At 62.9% G+C, this 16,912-nt stretch carries 11 protein-coding genes; 7 read left to right on the top strand and 4 right to left on the bottom strand.

Features of this window, described 5'->3' with window-relative positions; translation table 11 throughout:
- Positions 1-33: 33 nt before the first annotated feature.
- Both ACQKRQ_RS07955 and ACQKRQ_RS07950 read right to left on the bottom strand, forming a co-directional pair.
- Positions 34-1,200, bottom strand: a complete 1,167-nt coding sequence (locus ACQKRQ_RS07955) for an MFS transporter (protein ID WP_408178839.1) — start codon at positions 1,198-1,200, stop codon at positions 34-36.
- Between the two features lie 192 nt (positions 1,201-1,392).
- Positions 1,393-2,217, bottom strand: a complete 825-nt coding sequence (locus tag ACQKRQ_RS07950; protein ID WP_132375959.1) for a crotonase/enoyl-CoA hydratase family protein — start codon at positions 2,215-2,217, stop codon at positions 1,393-1,395.
- A 91-nt stretch (positions 2,218-2,308) separates the two neighbouring features.
- Between ACQKRQ_RS07950 and ACQKRQ_RS07945 the strand changes: the two genes are divergently transcribed.
- Entirely contained in the window at positions 2,309-2,926 is a 618-nt protein-coding gene (locus ACQKRQ_RS07945) for a plasmid fertility inhibition factor family protein (protein WP_132375958.1), read from the top strand.
- Here the strand turns inward: ACQKRQ_RS07945 and ACQKRQ_RS07940 are convergent.
- Entirely contained in the window at positions 2,923-3,921 is a 999-nt protein-coding gene (locus ACQKRQ_RS07940; RefSeq protein ID WP_132375957.1) for a 2-hydroxyacid dehydrogenase, read from the bottom strand. The genes ACQKRQ_RS07945 and ACQKRQ_RS07940 overlap by 4 nt on opposite strands.
- A gap of 523 nt (positions 3,922-4,444) precedes the next feature.
- On the opposite strand from ACQKRQ_RS07940, the gene aspT (ACQKRQ_RS07935) reads away from it, so the two are divergent.
- From aspT (ACQKRQ_RS07935) to ACQKRQ_RS07920, 4 genes are all read left to right on the top strand, one after another.
- Positions 4,445-6,127, top strand: a complete 1,683-nt coding sequence (gene aspT, locus ACQKRQ_RS07935) for an aspartate-alanine antiporter (RefSeq protein ID WP_427476263.1) — start codon at positions 4,445-4,447, stop codon at positions 6,125-6,127.
- Positions 6,128-6,267: 140 nt separating this feature from the next.
- Positions 6,268-7,950, top strand: coding sequence for an aspartate-alanine antiporter (gene aspT, locus ACQKRQ_RS07930; RefSeq protein ID WP_427476262.1), 1,683 nt, complete (start codon positions 6,268-6,270; stop codon positions 7,948-7,950).
- A gap of 89 nt (positions 7,951-8,039) precedes the next feature.
- On the top strand, positions 8,040-9,704 hold the full coding sequence (locus ACQKRQ_RS07925) for a bifunctional aspartate transaminase/aspartate 4-decarboxylase (RefSeq protein WP_427476261.1): 1,665 nt from the start codon (positions 8,040-8,042) through the stop codon (positions 9,702-9,704).
- Positions 9,705-9,856: 152 nt separating this feature from the next.
- Positions 9,857-11,080 (top strand): pyridoxal-phosphate-dependent aminotransferase family protein, encoded by a 1,224-nt coding sequence (locus ACQKRQ_RS07920; RefSeq protein ID WP_427477146.1) that lies wholly within the window; start codon positions 9,857-9,859, stop codon positions 11,078-11,080.
- Positions 11,081-11,344: 264 nt separating this feature from the next.
- On the opposite strand, the gene ACQKRQ_RS07915 is transcribed toward ACQKRQ_RS07920, so the two are convergent.
- Positions 11,345-12,556 carry an MFS transporter gene (locus ACQKRQ_RS07915; RefSeq protein ID WP_132375953.1) on the bottom strand — a complete coding sequence of 404 codons (1,212 nt, stop codon included), beginning with the start codon at positions 12,554-12,556 and terminating at the stop codon, positions 11,345-11,347.
- Positions 12,557-12,946: 390 nt separating this feature from the next.
- Between ACQKRQ_RS07915 and xdhA the strand changes: the two genes are divergently transcribed.
- Positions 12,947-14,470: a xanthine dehydrogenase small subunit gene (gene xdhA / locus ACQKRQ_RS07910; RefSeq protein WP_427476259.1), complete on the top strand. Its 1,524-nt coding sequence runs from the start codon at positions 12,947-12,949 to the stop codon at positions 14,468-14,470.
- Between the two features lie 32 nt (positions 14,471-14,502).
- The gene (gene xdhB / locus ACQKRQ_RS07905; RefSeq protein ID WP_132375951.1) at positions 14,503-16,875 is read left to right on the top strand and encodes a xanthine dehydrogenase molybdopterin binding subunit; all 2,373 of its coding nucleotides are present in this window, start codon (positions 14,503-14,505) and stop codon (positions 16,873-16,875) included.
- Positions 16,876-16,912: the final 37 nt, after the last annotated feature.

Genomic DNA, 16,912 nt, shown 5'->3' with positions numbered 1-16,912 from the left:
TGCGGGGTTTGACGCGAGCGAGCAGAAGGGCGGTTAGCCCGCCATCGCCATGCGTTGCGCGCGCCGGTCGATCGACACCGACCACAGTGTCAGCACCAGCGCGCCGATCGAGGTCGCCACGCCGACCCAGGGCAGCGTCGTGAGCGGTGCGCCCGCGCCGATCGCCATGCCGCCGAGCCAGGCGCCGGTCGCATTGCCGAGGTTGAAGGCGCCCTGGTTCAAGGTCGAAGCCAGATTCGGCGCATGACTCGCGCGGTCGACGATCAGCATTTGCAGCGGCGGCACGATCGCGAAGGCCAGAATGCCCCACACGAAGATCGTGATCATCGCCGGGATCTCCGAATGCATCGTGCCGGCGAAGATGGTCAGAATCACGACGATGGCCAGCAGAAACGCCACCAGCGACGGCATCAGCCGCCAATCGGCGAGCTTGCCGCCGAGCGTGCTGCCCACCGTGAGGCCGAGGCCGAACAGCAGCAACACGAGTGTGACCGCGTGCGGCGTGAAGCCGGTCACGTCTTCGAGAATCGGCGTGATGTACGTGAAGGTGGAAAAGAGGCTCGCCGACGCGAGCACGCTGATGCCGAGCACCATCAGCACTTGCGGGTTCTTCAGCACGCTGAATTCGTGGACGAGGCTGGCCTTCTGCATTTCGATCTTCGCGGGCAAACACACGGCGAGCGCGGCCGCCGCGACGACGCCGATGCCCGTCACCGCCCAGAACGTGGCGCGCCAGCCCACCGCCTGGCCGAGCGCGGTGCCGAGCGGCACGCCCAGCACGTTGGCGAGCGTGAGGCCCGTGAACATCAACGCGATCGCTTGCGCGCGACGGTTCGGCGCGACGAGGCCCGCGGCGACCACCGAGCCGATGCCGAAAAACGCGCCATGGCAGAACGCGGTCACGATGCGCGCGGCCATCAGCACCGCGTAGCCCGGCGCAACCGCGCACAGCAGATTGCCGACGATGAACACGCCGATCAGGCTCATCAGCGCTTTTTTGCGCGGCATGTTGGCGACCGCGATTGCGACGATCGGCGCGCCGATGGTGACGCCGAGCGCGTACGCCGACACCAGCATGCCGGCCGCCGGAATCGACACGGACAGATCGCGCGCGACATCGGGTAGCAGCCCCATGATCACGAATTCGGTGGTACCGATTCCAAACGCGGCGACGGCAAGGGCAAGCAGGGGCAAAGGCATGGTGAAGGAGCGTGAATCGGCGCGACGGGAAGCGTCGCGCGGCCGGCGCGCGTTTTCGGGGCGAGAACGCGTGCGCCGTACAGGGGTAAAACAGTAGGGGATTCTACCTAAGTCAAAACGGGCTTGCTGATCGTCGACACGTATGTTGTTTTTTGCTGAAAGTCGCTGTCTAACGCGAGCCTTGCTGCGTTTCTAGCGGCTGCCACCGTCGGGGCCGAGCGTTTTGCCGTGGCGGCCGGCACCACTGGCGAAATGCGCCGCGCCGGCCACACCTTCGTCGAAAACCGCTTGATAACCGCCGGCGCCTTCACGGCGCAATGCTTCTGCGACATCGTCGAGCATGCTGTTTTCCAACACCGAACGGCGGTCGGCGAGCAACGCAGCCTGCGGAAAGGCGGCCAGTTCGGCGGCCAGCTGTTCCGCCGCGGCGCGTGCCGTGCCTTTTGGGACGACGCGATTGGCGAGACCGAAGCCAAGCGCTTCCTGCGCGCTCACCGCGCGGCCGGTCAGAATCAGGTCGAGCGCACGTGACAGGCCGATCAAGCGCGGCAAGCGGATCGTGCCGCCGTCGATCAGCGGAATCCCGACGCGCCGGCAGAACACGCCGAGCACCGCGTCGTCTTCGACGACTCTCAGGTCGCACAGGGCCGCCAGTTCCAGGCCACCCGCCACCGCATAACCGGCAATCGCGGCGACCACGGGCTTGCTGAAGCTCATGCGCGTCGGTCCCATCGGGCCGGGACCGCTGCCGTCGGCATGCAATTCGTTGCGACGGGTGTCGTCAGCGAGGGCGGTCAGGTCCGCGCCGGCGCAGAAAGTGCCGCCCGCGCCGAACAGCACCGCCGCGCGCCAGGCCGGCTCCGCTTCGAAGCGGGCGAACGCGGCGCTGAGCGCGTCAGCGACAGGACGGTCGACGGCATTTCGACGCGCAGGGCGCTCAAGGATGATCGTCGCCACGCCGATATCCTGATTAGCTTCGATGCGCACGTGGTCATTGAAATTTTGCGTGGTTATCATCGTTGTCACCGTAGAAGTCATCAGCGTCTGCCCGCTGGGTGCGGGTTGTGAGCAGTGTGCTCATGCAGAGTAATTAATACCGTGGTCTGTCATGCTTCTTACACAATCGGCTCGTAGCGTAAGCGCTCTTTTAATGCGCTGGCGTCTTTTCGCCGGCTTAACGAGCCTGCCTTTGCCCTTGTCCAATTCATCGTCAGCCGCCGCGCCGGCTTGTGCCGAGACGGTCTGGACCGTGCCTCTGCAAGAGCATCCATGGTACGACCACGTGCGCCTGAAACGCGTCTTCGTCACGGACGGCACGCGGCATCAGGTCGTCCTCGTCGACGTGCGCAAGCTGCTCGCCTGCGCCAATCGCGACAATACCGATTACGTGCTGAAGCCGGTCGCCGAATGGCATTCGGGCAAGGTGCGCGGCATTCGCGAGTTTCTCGATCCAGAGAACCCGCGGGTTCCGCAGATGCCGTACGTGACCATCTCGACGCGTCGCGCGCCGGGTCTGCTGGGCTGGTTCGGATTGGAGCGCGAAGGCGTGGTGGCGTTTCGCAACGGCCAGCATCGCGCGCGCTATCTGGCCGATGCGGGCGCGCGCTGGTTCCCGGTGGAAGTGCACGAGCGTGAGGCGACGTTGCTGCGCGAACTCTGCGGCGCCGCGGACGACGCGCGCACTGTGGTTCGCGCGACGCCGCTGAACACCGGCGGCGGCACCTAAGCGGGCGCGCGCACCACGTTGCGCGGCGTGCCGGCCTGCCACGCCACGACGTTATCGAGCGTGGTCTGGGCGATCTCGTTCATCGCCTCGCGCGTGAAGAACGCCTGATGCGCGGTGACGATCACGTTCGGGAACATCAACAGACGCGCGAGCACATCGTCCTGCAAGGGCAGGTTCGAGTGATCCTCGAAGAACAGGCCGCCTTCTTCCTCGTACACGTCGAGCCCGAGGTGGCCGAGCTGGCCATCTTTCAGGGCGCCGATCAGCGCATTGCTTTCGACGAGGCCGCCACGGCCCGTGTTGATCAGCATCGCGCCGCGCTTCATCTTGGCGAGCGCGGGGCCGTCGATCAAATGGTACGTGTCCGGCACCAGCGGACAATGCAGACTGACCACGTCGGATTCGGCGAGCAAAGTGTCGAGCGGCACGTAGCGGGCGCCGAGCGCGAGCAGATCGTGGGCGGGCTTGCCGGGATCGTACGCGAGCACCTGCATGCCGAAGCCCGCCATGATGCGGCCGAATACGCGGCCGATCATGCCCGTGCCGACCACACCCACGGTCTTGCCATGCAGATCGAAGCCGAGCAGTCCGTGCAGCGAAAAGTCGCCTTCACGAGTACGTGCGGCGGCGCGCGGCAGGCGCCGGTTCAGCGCCAGAATCAAGCCGACTGCATGTTCGGCGACCGCGTGCGGCGAGTAAGCCGGCACCCGCGCGACCGTGATGCCGAGACGCTCGGCCGTGGCCAGATCGACATGATTGAAGCCCGCCGAGCGCAACGCGATCATGCGCGTGCCGCCGGCATGAAGCCGCTCCAATACCGCTGCGTGAACGTTGTCGTTGACGAACGGGCATACCACTTCGTAGCCCTGAGCGAGAATGGCCGTCTCGCTGTCGAGGTGCGACTCCTGGAAGTGCAGTTCATAGCGATGCGTGGCATTGGCTTCGGTGAACGTGTCGCTGTCGTATTGGCGGCTGCTGAACAGGATCATGCGCATGTCGGGCTCCGAAGAATACGTGCCGGCGCTAACGAAGCGGCCTGATGGCGCGGCAGGCGAACGGTCCAGTATAGGGTAAGCCTCACGGACCAGGTACTTGCAATCCATTCGCCTTTGCTAAAGATCATTTTTTGCGAAGACAGGCGGACGCGAGTTAAAAATAATATTGACAGCCCTGCGGAATTACAATATCAATTAAAAAAGGCAGTTCGAAAAGGCGTGTTCACTCATGCTGTAATAATTGGCCATCAGCAGACGATATCTTTTCAAGGCATTAGGCAACTTCGCGAGGAAAGAGTGACAGTCGAGCTATCGAATGACTATTTCAATACCCGCCGCTGCAGTGCGGCAAATCATCCCGGGCGCAACTCGCGTCATCCCCTTGCCATAAATTAAGTTTTCACTCATTCGCTATGCCGATTGAGTAATGCGTGCGTAATACTGGGGACCGAATAAACTTATTCGAGTTTCTCGAACGATTTTTCGGTTTCCTGCCAATAAACCCGTTAATCGGCGAGCCAACATGATCGGTGAATTGCTGAGGTCTCAACCGGAGATCGCGCTGTTCGCAAGCCTTGCAATCGGATATTTCATTGGTTCGTTCCGCGTCGGGCCCATTCAGCTCGGCGGCGTGTGCGGCACGTTGATCGTTGCGTTGTTGTTGGGCCAGACGGGCGCGCGCATCGCCCCCGATCTGAAGAACATCGCGTTCGCGCTGTTCATCTTCGCGCTGGGCTTTACCGGCGGACCGCAGTTCTTCGCCAACATCGGCCGCGGCTGGCGCTACGGGTTGCTGTCGGTAGTCGAGATCGTGTCGGTGCTGGTGCTGATCATGATCGCGGTGGCCATCATGCGGCTCGATGCCGGTACCGCGGCCGGTCTGCTGGCCGGCGCGGCGACGGAGTCGGCCGTGATCGGCACGGCGTCCGAGGCGATTGCCAAGCTCGGCTTCGGCGACGCGGAAACGGTCCGCCTGCAGGCCAATATCGTGACCGCGTACAGCGTGAGCTACCTGTTCGGCCTGATCACCATCGTGCTCTTTACGAGCCAGTTCGCACCGCTGCTATTGCGCGTCAATCTGCGCGACGAAGCCGAGCGCGTGTGGCGCAAGCTCGGCGGCGACGGCGCATTCGGCGAGGGACAGCACGCGGCCGCGCCGGCGCTGGTGGGCCGCGCGTTTCTCGCCGGTACGGCGGCTGGCGCGACGATTCGGGCGTTCGAACAGCAGTACGGCTTCAATTTGACGGTCGAGCGCGTGCGGCGCAACGGCCTGGACGTACCGGCCGAACCGCAACTGACGCTCGCACCTGGCGATGTCATTCTCGTGGCGGGGCGACGTGAAGCCATAGTGGCGGCCGCGGCCGCGCTTGGTGACGAAGTGAGCGGCACCGACTTCGGCCTCGTGATCGCCGAGAAGCTCGACGTGGTGCTGACGCGCCGCGACCTGCACGGCCGGACCATCGCGCAGGTGCGCGAACAGGCGACGCCGGAAAACGGACGCGGCGTCTACATCGCGGCGGTCACGCGGCTCGAGAGCACGGTGCCGGCGCTGCCAGGCACCGAACTGAATCGCGGCGACGTGCTGACGCTGGTGGGCACGAAAACCGATGTGGAGCGCGGCGCGAAGCGGTTGGGCTACGCGCTCGTCGCGACGCAGAAGACCGACTTTGTCTATCTGGGTCTGGGCGTGCTGGTCGGCATGGCGATCGGCCATCTCGGCGGACGGGTGGGCGGCGTGTCGGTTGCGCTCGGTACGGGCGGCGGTTGTTTGCTGTCGGGGCTGCTATTCGGCTGGATCCGTTCGCGTTATCCGCTGGTCGGTTCGCTGCCTTCGGCGGCCGCGCAGATCCTCAAGGACTTTGGTCTCGCCACTTTCATCGCGGCAGTGGGTTTGTCGGCGGGACCGGACGCCATCAAGCTGGTGCGCGAATACGGTCTCGCGTTGCCGGTGGCCGGGATTCTGATGGTGCTCGTGCCGGGTCTGCTGTCGCTATGGATCGGCCGCATGTTCCTCAGGCTCGAGGCGCCCATGCTGCTCGGCGCGATTGCCGGCCAGCAATGCAGCACGCCCGCGATCAGCGCGCTGGTGGGCGTCACCGGCAACTCCACTCCCGTGATCGGCTACACGATCACTTATGCACTCTCGAACATTCTGTTGCCGCTGATGGGGCCGGTGGTTGTCGGCCTCGCCGGGAAATTCCATTAGGCGGCAGATGTGCCGGACGTGGCACGCCATGCCACGTTCGGTCGATGCGGCAGGCGGCATGTGGCGCGCGACACGATTGCGCCTCGCATGCGCGGGCCGCACCCAGTACTCAGTATCGCAAACTATCCAGCGAGGGCACGATGGACTGGCTACATCACATCTTTCAGAAATCACCCGAGATCGCGCTGTTTCTGTCGCTCGCAGCCGGCTACTTCATCGGGCAGATCAACTTCGGCAAGTTTCAGTTGGGCGGCGTGGGCGGGTCGCTGCTGGCCGCGGTCGTCATTAGCCAGGCGGGCGTGACCATCGACAACGGTGTGAAGTCGGTGATGTTCGCCGTCTTCATCTACGCCGTCGGCTACGACTCCGGTCCGGGCTTCTTCAATTCGCTGAACCGCAAGACGCTGCGTGAGATTGCGATGGCCGTCTTCCTGGCGGTCACCGCGCTGATCACCGTGGTGGTGTGCGCGAAGCTGTTCCACCTGAACAAGGGCCTCGCCGCCGGACTCGCGGGCGGCGCGCTGACGCAGTCGGCGATTATCGGCACGGCGGGCGACGCGATCGCGCGTCTCGGCCTGCCTGCCGATCAGGTCAAGTCGCTGCAATCAGACGTGGCGATTGCCTACGCGGTGACCTACGTGTTCGGCTCGCTGGGCGCGATCATCGTGTGCGTGAACATTCTGCCCAAGTTCATGGGGCAGAGTTTGCGCGACGCCTCGATCCAGGCGGAACGGGAGTTGTCCTCCGGTGCGCCGTCCATCGCGCCGGGACAGCTTTCCGCGTTGCCCGAGATGGTCGGCCGAGCGTACAAGATCGATGTCAGCGCCGGGAAAACGGTGAAGACCGTCGAGACGCAACATCAGGATATGCTGACGATCGAGCGGATCAAGCGTGACGGGCAGCAACTCGATCCAACGCCCGATCTGGTGTTGAAGCCCGATGACGTGGTGCTGGTTGTTGGCCGCCGCGAGGCTGTGGTCGCATTCGGTGCGAGCGGCGGCGAAGTTGCCGCGGTCGAAGACATCGGCGTGGTCATGCAGACACGCGAAGCCGTGTTCACACGCAAAGGCATGAACCACACAACGATCGCCGCCGCGCGGGAAGTGCTGGATCGTGATATGCGCCACGGCGTTTACATCCAGGGCATATCGCGCGCCGGCCAGCCGCTGCCGATTCTGCCGGAGACCAAGCTGGAACACGGCGACGTGATCACCTTCTACGGTTCGCCGAAAGACACCAAGCGCGCCGTCGACGCAGCCGGCTACGAGCTGCCGTACAGCATCAAGACCGACTTCATCTATATGGGCGTCGGCATCGTGCTGGGCTTGCTGATCGGACTGATCGTCATCGACGTGGGCGGCATTCCGCTCACGCTCGGTTCGGGCGGCGGCTGTCTGCTGGCCGGGCTGCTGTTCGGCTGGATGCGCGGCAAGCACCCGATGTACGGCGTGATGCCGACGGCGGCCTCGCAGTTGCTGAAGGACTTCGGCCTCGCGGCTTTCGTCGCGGTGGTCGGGCTGAACTCCGGCTTGCAGGCCGTGGTCACCGTCAAGCAGAGCGGCATGACGATCTTCCTGCTCGGCGTGTTCGTCACGTTGTTTCCGCTGCTGCTCACCATGCTGTTCGGCCGCTACGTGCTGAAGTACAACAACGCGGCCATCCTGGCCGGCGCGCTGACCGGCTCGCGCAGCGCGAATCCGGCATTCGGCGGCGTGCTCGACAAGGCGGAAAGCGCCGTGCCGACCGTGCCGTTCGCGATTACGTACGCCATCGCGAACGTCGCGTTGACGCTGCTCGGCCCGCTCGTGGTCGGGCTCGTCTAGCGCGGGCGTCTATCGATCTCTCACGCCGGCGCTTATCGGGCGATCATCCGCCACGCCGGCGTCTTTCACTTGGCTCAGGAGAACGCATCATGGCAAAAGAGAAGGGCGACAAGAAACACTCGGATATGGCACAAGCAGGTATGGCCGCGCTCAGCCCGTTCGAGCTGAAGGACGAATTGATCAAGGCCGCCGGCGGCGGCGCCGTGGAGCGGCCCGCCAACGCATCGATGCTCAACGCCGGCCGCGGCAATCCGAATTTTCTCGCGACGATTCCGCGCCACGGCTTCTGGCAACTCGGCCTCTTTGCGATGCGCGAATCGGAGCGCTCGTTCGCCTACATGCCGGAAGGCGTGGGCGGCTTTCCGCGACGCGACGGCCTCGAAGAGCGCTTCGATCTGTTCCTGCGCGAAAACAAGGGCGTGGCGGGCATCGACTTCCTGCGCGGCGCGGTGTCTTACGTGCGCGACCAGTTGGGATATTCGGCCGGCGACTTCCTGTATGAAATGTGCGAGGGCATTCTCGCTTCGAACTACCCGGTGCCCGACCGCATGCTCAAACTGTCCGAGTTGATCGTCGGCCAGTATCTGCGGCGCGAGATGATCGGCGACCATCCGTTCGTCGGCGAATTCGACGTGTTCGCGGTGGAAGGCGGCACGGCGGCGATGACGTACATCTTCAACACGATGCGCGAGAACCACCTGATCAAGGCCGGCGACACGATCGCGCTCGGCATGCCGATCTTCACGCCGTACATCGAGATTCCGCGCCTGAACGACTACCAGTTGAACGTCGTGAATCTCGAAGCCGACGTGGCCAACGGCTGGCAGTATTCGAAGAAGGAACTCGACAAGCTGCGCGATCCGAAGGTGAAGGCGTTCTTCCTGGTGAACCCTAGCAATCCGCCTTCGGTGAAGATCGACGACGCGAGCCTTCAGTACATTGCCGACATCGTCAAGGAACGGCCCGATCTGATCCTGCTGACCGATGACGTGTACGGCACCTTTGCCGATAACTTTGTGTCGCTGTTCGCGCTCGCGCCCAAGAACACCATTCTCGTGTACTCGTACTCGAAGTACTTCGGCGCGACCGGCTGGCGTCTCGGCACGATCGCGACGCATCGCGACAACGTGCTCGACAGGTTGATCGCTGAACTGCCGAAGGACGCGAAGAAGCAGTTGCACGAGCGTTACGAGTCGATCACGACGGAGCCGGACAAGCTCAAGTTCATCGACCGCCTGGTGGCCGACAGCCGCACCGTCGCGCTGAATCACACGGCGGGCCTGTCGACGCCGCAGCAGGTGCAGATGGTGCTGTTTTCGCTGTTCTCGCTGATGGACACGCCGGACGCGTACAAGAACGCGTTGAAGCGGCTGATTCGCAAGCGCAAGCAGGCGCTCTATGAAGAGGTCGGCATTTCGTTCGAGGACGACGATCCGAATCAGGTCGATTACTACACCATTCTCGACATCGAATTCCTCGGCGAGCGGATGTTCGGGCGCGAGTTCGTCGAGTGGCTACTGAAGAACACGCAGCCTTCCGAACTGCTGTTCCGTCTCGCGCGCGAAGCGCGGGTGGTGCTGCTGCCGGGCCGCGGCTTCGGCACCCAGCATCCGTCGGGGCGCGTCTCGCTGGCCAATCTGAACGAGTCCGACTACCGGCAGATCGGCCGCGCCCTGCGCAAGCTGATCGAAGATTATGTCGAGCGTTTCAATGCGTCCACGGGCAAGAAGCTTGATAAGACCAAGGTGAAGTGACGGGATTGTCCGCCGTGTTGTGCGGTCAAGCATAGTCAAAAAACTTGCGCAATCGCGCGGATCGGTGAATGATCGAACAGGCGGCCTCGCCAGCGTCAATGCTGGCGGGGCCGTTTGCTCCTTTGCGTCCTGACATTCACGTACCAATCATCATGCCGACTTCATCATTCACATCTGCATCTTCCGCAGTGCCCTGTCCGGTTGTCCAGTCGCTCGACGCCATTCTTCCCGAAGAGCCGCTCCTGATGATGGGCGCCGGCCCCGTGCCGATTCCCGCGGCGGTGGCCAAGGCCAACGCGATCGTGATCAATCATCTGGGTGGCACCATGGTGAAGGTGATTGGGCAGGTGAAGTCGATGGCGCGCTATGTGTTCCAGACGAATTCGAAATGGGTGCTGGGCGTGGCCGGGCCTGGATCGGCCGCGATGGAGATGGCGATCTCGAACCTCGCGTGGGAAGGCACGCGTGTGCTGTCCATCAGGAACGGTTTCTTCAGCGAACGGATGGCGGAGATGGGCCGGCGCGTCGGCGCGCGGGTGAGCACGCTCGATGTTGCCGACCGCTCGGTGGCGAGTCTCGAAGAGATTGCCGAGGCAATTCGACGCGAGCGTCCGGAGATCGTGACGGTGGTGCAGGGCGAGACGTCGAATACGGTGTGGAATTATCACCTGAAGGAGATTGCCGCGTTGGCGAAAGCCGCGGGCGCGTTGGTGATCGTCGATGCGGTTTGTACCTTGAGTACGATGCCTTTGGAGATGGATGCCTGGGGGATCGATGCCGTTATTACGGGTGGGCAGAAGGGGTTGTCGTCGATTCCCGGTGTGTCGTTGATCGCGTTTTCGGATGCGGCGTGGGAGCGCGTGAAAGGGCGCACGGCGCCGAATGCGCATTGGTGCCTGGATGCGACGCTTGCGGAGAATTTTTGGCACAACGCGGGGTATCACTATACGGCGCCTGTTTCTGGCGTTTTGGCTTTACACGAAGCTTTGCGGCTTGTTTGTGCCGAGACGCTGGAGAAGCGGTTTGCGCGGCATTTGAAGTGTTCGTTGGCGCTGCAGGATGGGGTCGCGGCGATGGGGCTGCGGTTGTATACGCCTGACGCGTGCCGGCTGAATTCTGTTGTTGGCATCGAGGTGCCCGAAGGGTTCAGTCCGGCAGATGTGTGCTCGCATATTTCGCGGATGCATCAGGTGGAGATTTCGGGGTCTTTTGGATTGCCTATCGTTCGCGTGGGACAGATGGGAGAGCAGTGTCGGGAACATAACCTCTTTCGCACTGTGCACGCGCTTGGGAGGACTATGGTGGATCTGGGGGTTAAGGTTGATTTGCCGGCGGGGGTCGCGGCTTTGGAGAGGGGGTTGTCGGGGGGGAGGTAGATTCTTCTTTGCCTGCTCGGCGCGCTCAAGCTCATCCTCGGCGCGTGCCTTCTGCGTATCCGGCGCTATCTGGACAACCTCAATCGGGTGCTTGCAGTGATCCGCCACCCAGAAAAAAGCGAAGCCCCATGTCCATCTTGCGCACAAACTCGCTTGATGGGATGGGGCTTAAGTTGAGAGCATTGCCCGGCACAGGGGCAACGCTAATAGACCACCGTGAACTCAAGGAAAGGCCAAAGCTCCAGTACCACAACGCATCCAGACTCAAAGCGCCGCAGGCAAATTATTCACCTTGGCATTGCGCAAATAGAGCAAAGTAGAAAGCCCCACACCCGCGGCAGCGGCAACAGCCGCAAAAAGAAACACCGACCCATACCCAAACTCGCCGGCAATATACCCAGCCAACGGCCCGGTAATCCCGAGAGAAAGATCCAGAAACACGGAATAAGCCGACAAAGCCGCCCCCCGACTGGCCGGCGGCACGAGCCCAACAGCCTCGACCCCGAGAGCCGGAAACACCAAAGCAAACCCAAATCCGGTTAAAGCTGCACCAGCCAGCGCAATATGCGGCTCAGGCGCCAACCACAACATCAACAACCCGGCGCATTCAAACGAAAACGAAGCAATCGCGACGCGAAATCCACCGTAGGTCTTGATCGTATTGGCAAACAACAACCGGGCCCCGATGAACAGGGTCCCGAACACCGTCAACGACAACGCCGCATTGGGCCAATGCTTAGCCGCATAAAACAGCGTGATGAAAGTAGCAATCGACCCAAATCCGGCCGAGCCAAGCGCCAACCCGATCCCATGCGGCAGCACCCGCGTGAACACGCTGCGATACGACATGCGCTCGCCATGCACGATCGGCACAGGCGCCATCGGACGAGCCAGGTAAAAACCAAGCGCCGCCAGCAGAATGACCAGAATTCCCAACGCTGCAAACCCGACCGTGTGCTCGATCGCCACGCCCAGCGGCGCGCCGACTGCCAGCGCGCCGTAAGTGGCGATGCCATTCCAAGAAATCACTCGCGCATTGTTGCTCGTGCCCACCCGGCCGATACCCCAAAGAATCGCCCCCGTGCCGCACAGGCTCTCACCGAACCCCAGCACGAGACGGCTGCATACCAGGAGGCCGAGGCTCAACACCGGCCAGCGTCCGCACAGCACAGCCAGCAACAACAGAACCCCGCTTGCGCCACAACCCAGCAAACCGATCGACACGGTCCGCTTCGGCCCCAACGTATCCGCAGAACGGCCGGCCAGCGGCCGCGACGCCAACGTCGCCAGGTATTGCACGCTGATCGCCGCACCCGCCAGCACGGCGCTGTAACCCAGGTCGTCGTGGACGTAGCCCGGCAGTACCGCCAGCGGAATTCCGATCGTCAGATAGCAAAGAAACGTGAAAAAGACGACCGGAATGATCTGCATGGTCGTCGCAAATTCGCTGCGAGGTGTCGCTGAGTCGGTGGACATGGGGAAAACGAGACTTGAAATCGGCGGGAAGGCGTGATTTTCCCATGGAACCGATTCTCTTGCAGGACTTGCTTAATAATTCGTCTAACAAAAACCCGGTGCCGGGACCTTATAGCGGTCCGTTTTAGCCTCGTCAGAGGTCACTTTTTGGGGTGGGTGCGTCAAAACTGTTCTCCCCAAACTGGCAAATAATCAACAAAAAAGACAAAAATACGGTCAAATACCCCAACCACCATAAGCCAACCCTTCCCCAAACCCATCTCGATATCTTTTCGCGGATATGTCCCGCATGCGACCCGAGCTATGGGTTGTATTTATTGACGGTGATAGTTTTCGAACCATCACTGCTGCACGTCCCAACGGACACAGAACATTCGAGAGTAACGAGACATGACTGAGCCGATTCGCTTCTACCACCGCAACGCGATCCGCGAGATCAAGGACGCGCCCGTCACTCGCACCGTCCTGCAATATCTGCGCGAAGACGCGCATTGCACCGGCACCAAGGAAGGCTGCGCCGAAGGCGATTGCGGCGCGTGCACGGTCGTGATCGGCGAGCGCAACGAGGCGGGCGGCGTCGACTTCAAGGCGGTCAACGCCTGCATCCAGTTCGTGCCGACGCTCGACGGCAAAGCGCTCTACACCGTCGAAGACCTGCGCCAACCGGACGGCTCGCTGCATCCCGTGCAGGAAGCGATGGTGGAGTGCCACGGCTCGCAGTGCGGTTTCTGCACGCCGGGCTTCGTCATGTCGATGTGGTCGCTGTACGAAAAGCACGGCCACGAACATAGCTGCGCGAACAAGAGCGTGCCGTCGCGTGACGCGATCAGCAACGCGCTGACCGGCAATCTGTGCCGCTGCACGGGCTATCGTCCGATTGTCGACGCGGCGGTGCGCATGTTCGAAGCGCCCGCGCCGAAAGCGCCGGTCAACATCGAAGCATTGTCGAAAACGCTCGCCACGCTCGAACGTAAGGACACTTTCCACTACCAGCACGCCGGCCAGCAGTTCGCTGCGCCGCGTACGGTCGAAGCGCTCGCAAAGATCAAGGAAGCCGAACCGGCCACGCGTATTCTCGCCGGCAGCACGGACATCGGCTTGTGGGTCACCAAGATGATGCGCGATCTCGGCAACATCGTGTATGTCGGGCAGATCGCCGAATTGCAGAAGCTCGAGACCAACGACGAATGGATCGAGATCGGCGCGGGCGTGAGCGTCGAAAAGGCCTACGCGGAAATCGCGAAGCAATACCCCGAACTGAACGAGATGTGGCAGCGTTTCGCGTCGCTGCCGATTCGTAACGCCGGCACGCTCGGCGGCAATATCGCCAACGGTTCGCCGATCGGCGATTCGATGCCGGGCCTGATCGCCCTCGGCGCGCGCGTGATCGTGCGCGGCGGCGAGATCGAGCGCGAAATGCCGCTCGAAGACTTGTACCTCGCGTATCAGAAGAAGGACATGGCGGAGCACGAGTTCGTCGTCGGACTGAAAGTGCCGACGCGCACCGGCGTGCGTCAGAACCTGCAGTTCCGCACTTACAAACTCTCGAAGCGCTTCGATTCGGACATCTCGGCGGTGTGCGCCGCGTTCGCCTTCATCGCCGACGGCAACCTGATCCGCGAGCCGCGCATCGCGTTCGGCGGCATGGCTGCCACGTCCAAGCGCGCGACGCATGCGGAAGCCGTGTTGCGCGACGCCGAATGGCACGAAGCCACCGCGCAGGCCGCGATGCTCGCGCTCGGCAACGACTACGCGCCGCTGTCGGACATGCGCGCGACCAGCAACTACCGCCTCGAATCGGCGAAGAACACGCTGTACCGTTTCTGGCTCGAAACGCGTCCGAACAATCCGCTGCCCAGGAGCGCGCTGGATGTGCGCGCGGTCGCCGCGGCCTGTGCGCCGGCCGCCGTCTAAGTAGAAGCCCAAAGGATACGGAGAACACAACGATGAATCAGCAAGCCGAACCGTTCCTGAAAGACCTTCAGGATCTCGACGACTTCACCCAGGTGCACATCTCGCGTCCGCACGAGTCCGCGCATCTGCACGTGAGCGGCCGCGCCACGTACACCGACGACATTCCGACGCTCGCCGGCACGCTGCACGCCGCGCTCGGCCTGTCCTCGAAAGCGCATGCGAAGATCGTCTCGATGTCGCTCGACAAGGTGCGCGCCACGCCGGGCGTGGTCGCGATCTTCACCGCCGACGACATTCCGGGCGTCAACGACGTTGGTCCGATCATCCACGGCGACGATCCGATTCTCGCCGACGGTCTCGTGCAATACATCGGCCAGCCGATCTTCATCGTGGTCGCGACGTCGCATGAAACCGCACGTCTCGCCGCGCGCCGCGCCGAAGTCGTCTACGAGGAACTGCCGGCGATTCTGACCGCGCAGCAGGCGCGCGCCGCGAACCAGCACGTGCTGCCGCCGATGAAACTCGCGCGCGGCGAGGCGGACACCAAGATCGCCCGCGCCGCGCGTCGCGAAGCCGGCGAAATGTTGCTCGGCGGTCAGGAACAGTTCTATCTGGAAGGTCAGATTTCGTACGCGGTGCCAAAGGACGACGACGGCATGCATGTCTACTGTTCGACGCAACACCCGACCGAAATGCAGCACATGGTCGCGCACGCGTTGGGCGTGGCATCGCACAACGTGCTGATCGAATGCCGCCGCATGGGTGGCGGTTTCGGCGGCAAGGAATCGCAATCGGGTCTGTTCGCGTGCTGCGCGGCGCTCGCCGCATGGAAGCTGCTGTGCCCGGTGAAACTGCGTCCGGACCGCGACGACGACATGATGGTCACGGGCAAGCGCCACGACTTCCACTACACGTATGAAGTCGGCTACGACGACAAGGGCGTGATCGACGGCGTGACGGTCGACATGACCTCGCGTTGCGGCTTCTCCGCCGACCTGTCCGGTCCGGTGATGACGCGCGCGCTGTGCCACTTCGACAACGCGTACTGGCTCTCGGACGTCACGATCGACGGCTTCTGCGGCAAGACCAACACGCAGTCGAATACGGCGTTCCGCGGTTTCGGCGGTCCGCAAGGCGCGTTCGCGATCGAATACATCATGGACAACGTCGCGCGCTCGGTCGGTGAAGATTCGCTCGACGTGCGCCGCCGCAATCTGTATGGCAAGACGGAGCGTAACCAGACGCCGTACGGTCAGATCGTCGAAGACAACGTGATTCACGAGTTGATCGACGAACTCGAAGCGACCAGCGAATACCGCGCGCGTCGCGCGGCGATCAACGAGTTCAACGCGAATAACGAAATACTGAAGAAGGGCATGGCGCTCACGCCGGTCAAGTTCGGCATCGCGTTCAACGTGACTCACTTCAACCAGGCCGGCGCGCTGGTTCACATCTACACCGACGGTTCGGTGCTGGTGAACCACGGTGGCACCGAAATGGGCCAGGGCTTGAACACGAAGGTCGCGCAGGTCGTCGCGCATGAACTGGGCATTGGCTTCAACCGCATTCGCGTCACGGCCACCGACACCAGCAAGATCGCCAATACGTCGGCGACGGCGGCCTCGACGGGTTCCGATCTGAACGGCAAGGCCGCGCAGGACGCCGCGCGTCAGTTGCGCGAACGTCTGTCGGCGTTTGCCGCCGAGCGTTTCGGCGCGGGGCAGGTGAGCGCGTCGGAAGTGCGCTTCGTGCATGACCGAGTCGTGGTCGGCGACGCGATCGTGCCGTTCGAAGAAGTGATCGCGAAGGCTTACGTCGCGCGTATTCAGCTCTGGTCGGACGGTTTCTACGCGACGCCGAAGCTCTACTGGGATCAATCGAAGCTGCAAGGCCGGCCGTTCTACTACTACTCGTACGGCGCGGCCGTATCGGAAGTGGTGATCGACACGCTGACCGGCGAAATGCGCGTGCTGCGCGCGGACGCGTTGCACGACGTGGGCGCTTCGTTGAATCCGGCGCTCGACGTCGGCCAGGTGGAAGGCGCTTTCATTCAAGGCATGGGCTGGCTCACGACCGAAGAACTGTGGTGGAACGCCGGCGGCAAGTTGATGACGCATGCGCCGTCCACCTACAAGATTCCGACCGTCAACGATACGCCGCCCGACTTCCGCGTGCGTCTTTTCAAGAACCGCAACGCGGAGGACAGCATCCATCGCTCGAAGGCGACCGGCGAGCCACCGCTGCTGCTGCCGTTCTCGGTGTTCTTCGCCGTGCGCGATGCAGTGTCGGCCGTGGGTGACCACAAGGTCAATCCGCCGCTGAATGCGCCCGCGACCAGCGAGGAAATCCTCAAGGCGGTCGGCGCGGTGCGGGCCGCAACCGCAACACCGCGGCAACCAGCGTAGCAATGAGCCGGGAAAGAAGCGCGTGAACAACACACTC

Origin of the sequence: Paraburkholderia sp. NPDC080076 (assembly GCF_050281145.1) — a bacterium.
Classification (GTDB): Bacteria; Pseudomonadota; Gammaproteobacteria; order Burkholderiales; family Burkholderiaceae; genus Paraburkholderia.
Note: the sequence above shows the minus strand (reverse complement) of the source record. Positions and strands in the feature narration are given on the sequence as shown.

Bases quoted from the DNA above. Each gene is read 5' to 3' on its own strand.
- xdhA (WP_427476259.1), top strand. From the start codon at position 12,947: ATGACTGAGCCGATTCGCTTCTACCACCGCAACGCGATCCGCGAGATC.
- aspT (WP_427476262.1), top strand. From the start codon at position 6,268: ATGGACTGGCTACATCACATCTTTCAGAAATCACCCGAGATCGCGCTG.
- ACQKRQ_RS07955 (WP_408178839.1), bottom strand. From the start codon at position 1,200: ATGCCTTTGCCCCTGCTTGCCCTTGCCGTCGCCGCGTTTGGAATCGGT.
- ACQKRQ_RS07915 (WP_132375953.1), bottom strand. From the start codon at position 12,556: ATGTCCACCGACTCAGCGACACCTCGCAGCGAATTTGCGACGACCATG.
- xdhB (WP_132375951.1), top strand. From the start codon at position 14,503: ATGAATCAGCAAGCCGAACCGTTCCTGAAAGACCTTCAGGATCTCGAC.
- ACQKRQ_RS07945 (WP_132375958.1), top strand. From the start codon at position 2,309: ATGCTTCTTACACAATCGGCTCGTAGCGTAAGCGCTCTTTTAATGCGC.
- ACQKRQ_RS07920 (WP_427477146.1), top strand. From the start codon at position 9,857: ATGCCGACTTCATCATTCACATCTGCATCTTCCGCAGTGCCCTGTCCG.
- ACQKRQ_RS07925 (WP_427476261.1), top strand. From the start codon at position 8,040: ATGGCAAAAGAGAAGGGCGACAAGAAACACTCGGATATGGCACAAGCA.
- aspT (WP_427476263.1), top strand. From the start codon at position 4,445: ATGATCGGTGAATTGCTGAGGTCTCAACCGGAGATCGCGCTGTTCGCA.
- ACQKRQ_RS07940 (WP_132375957.1), bottom strand. From the start codon at position 3,921: ATGCGCATGATCCTGTTCAGCAGCCGCCAATACGACAGCGACACGTTC.
- ACQKRQ_RS07950 (WP_132375959.1), bottom strand. From the start codon at position 2,217: ATGATAACCACGCAAAATTTCAATGACCACGTGCGCATCGAAGCTAAT.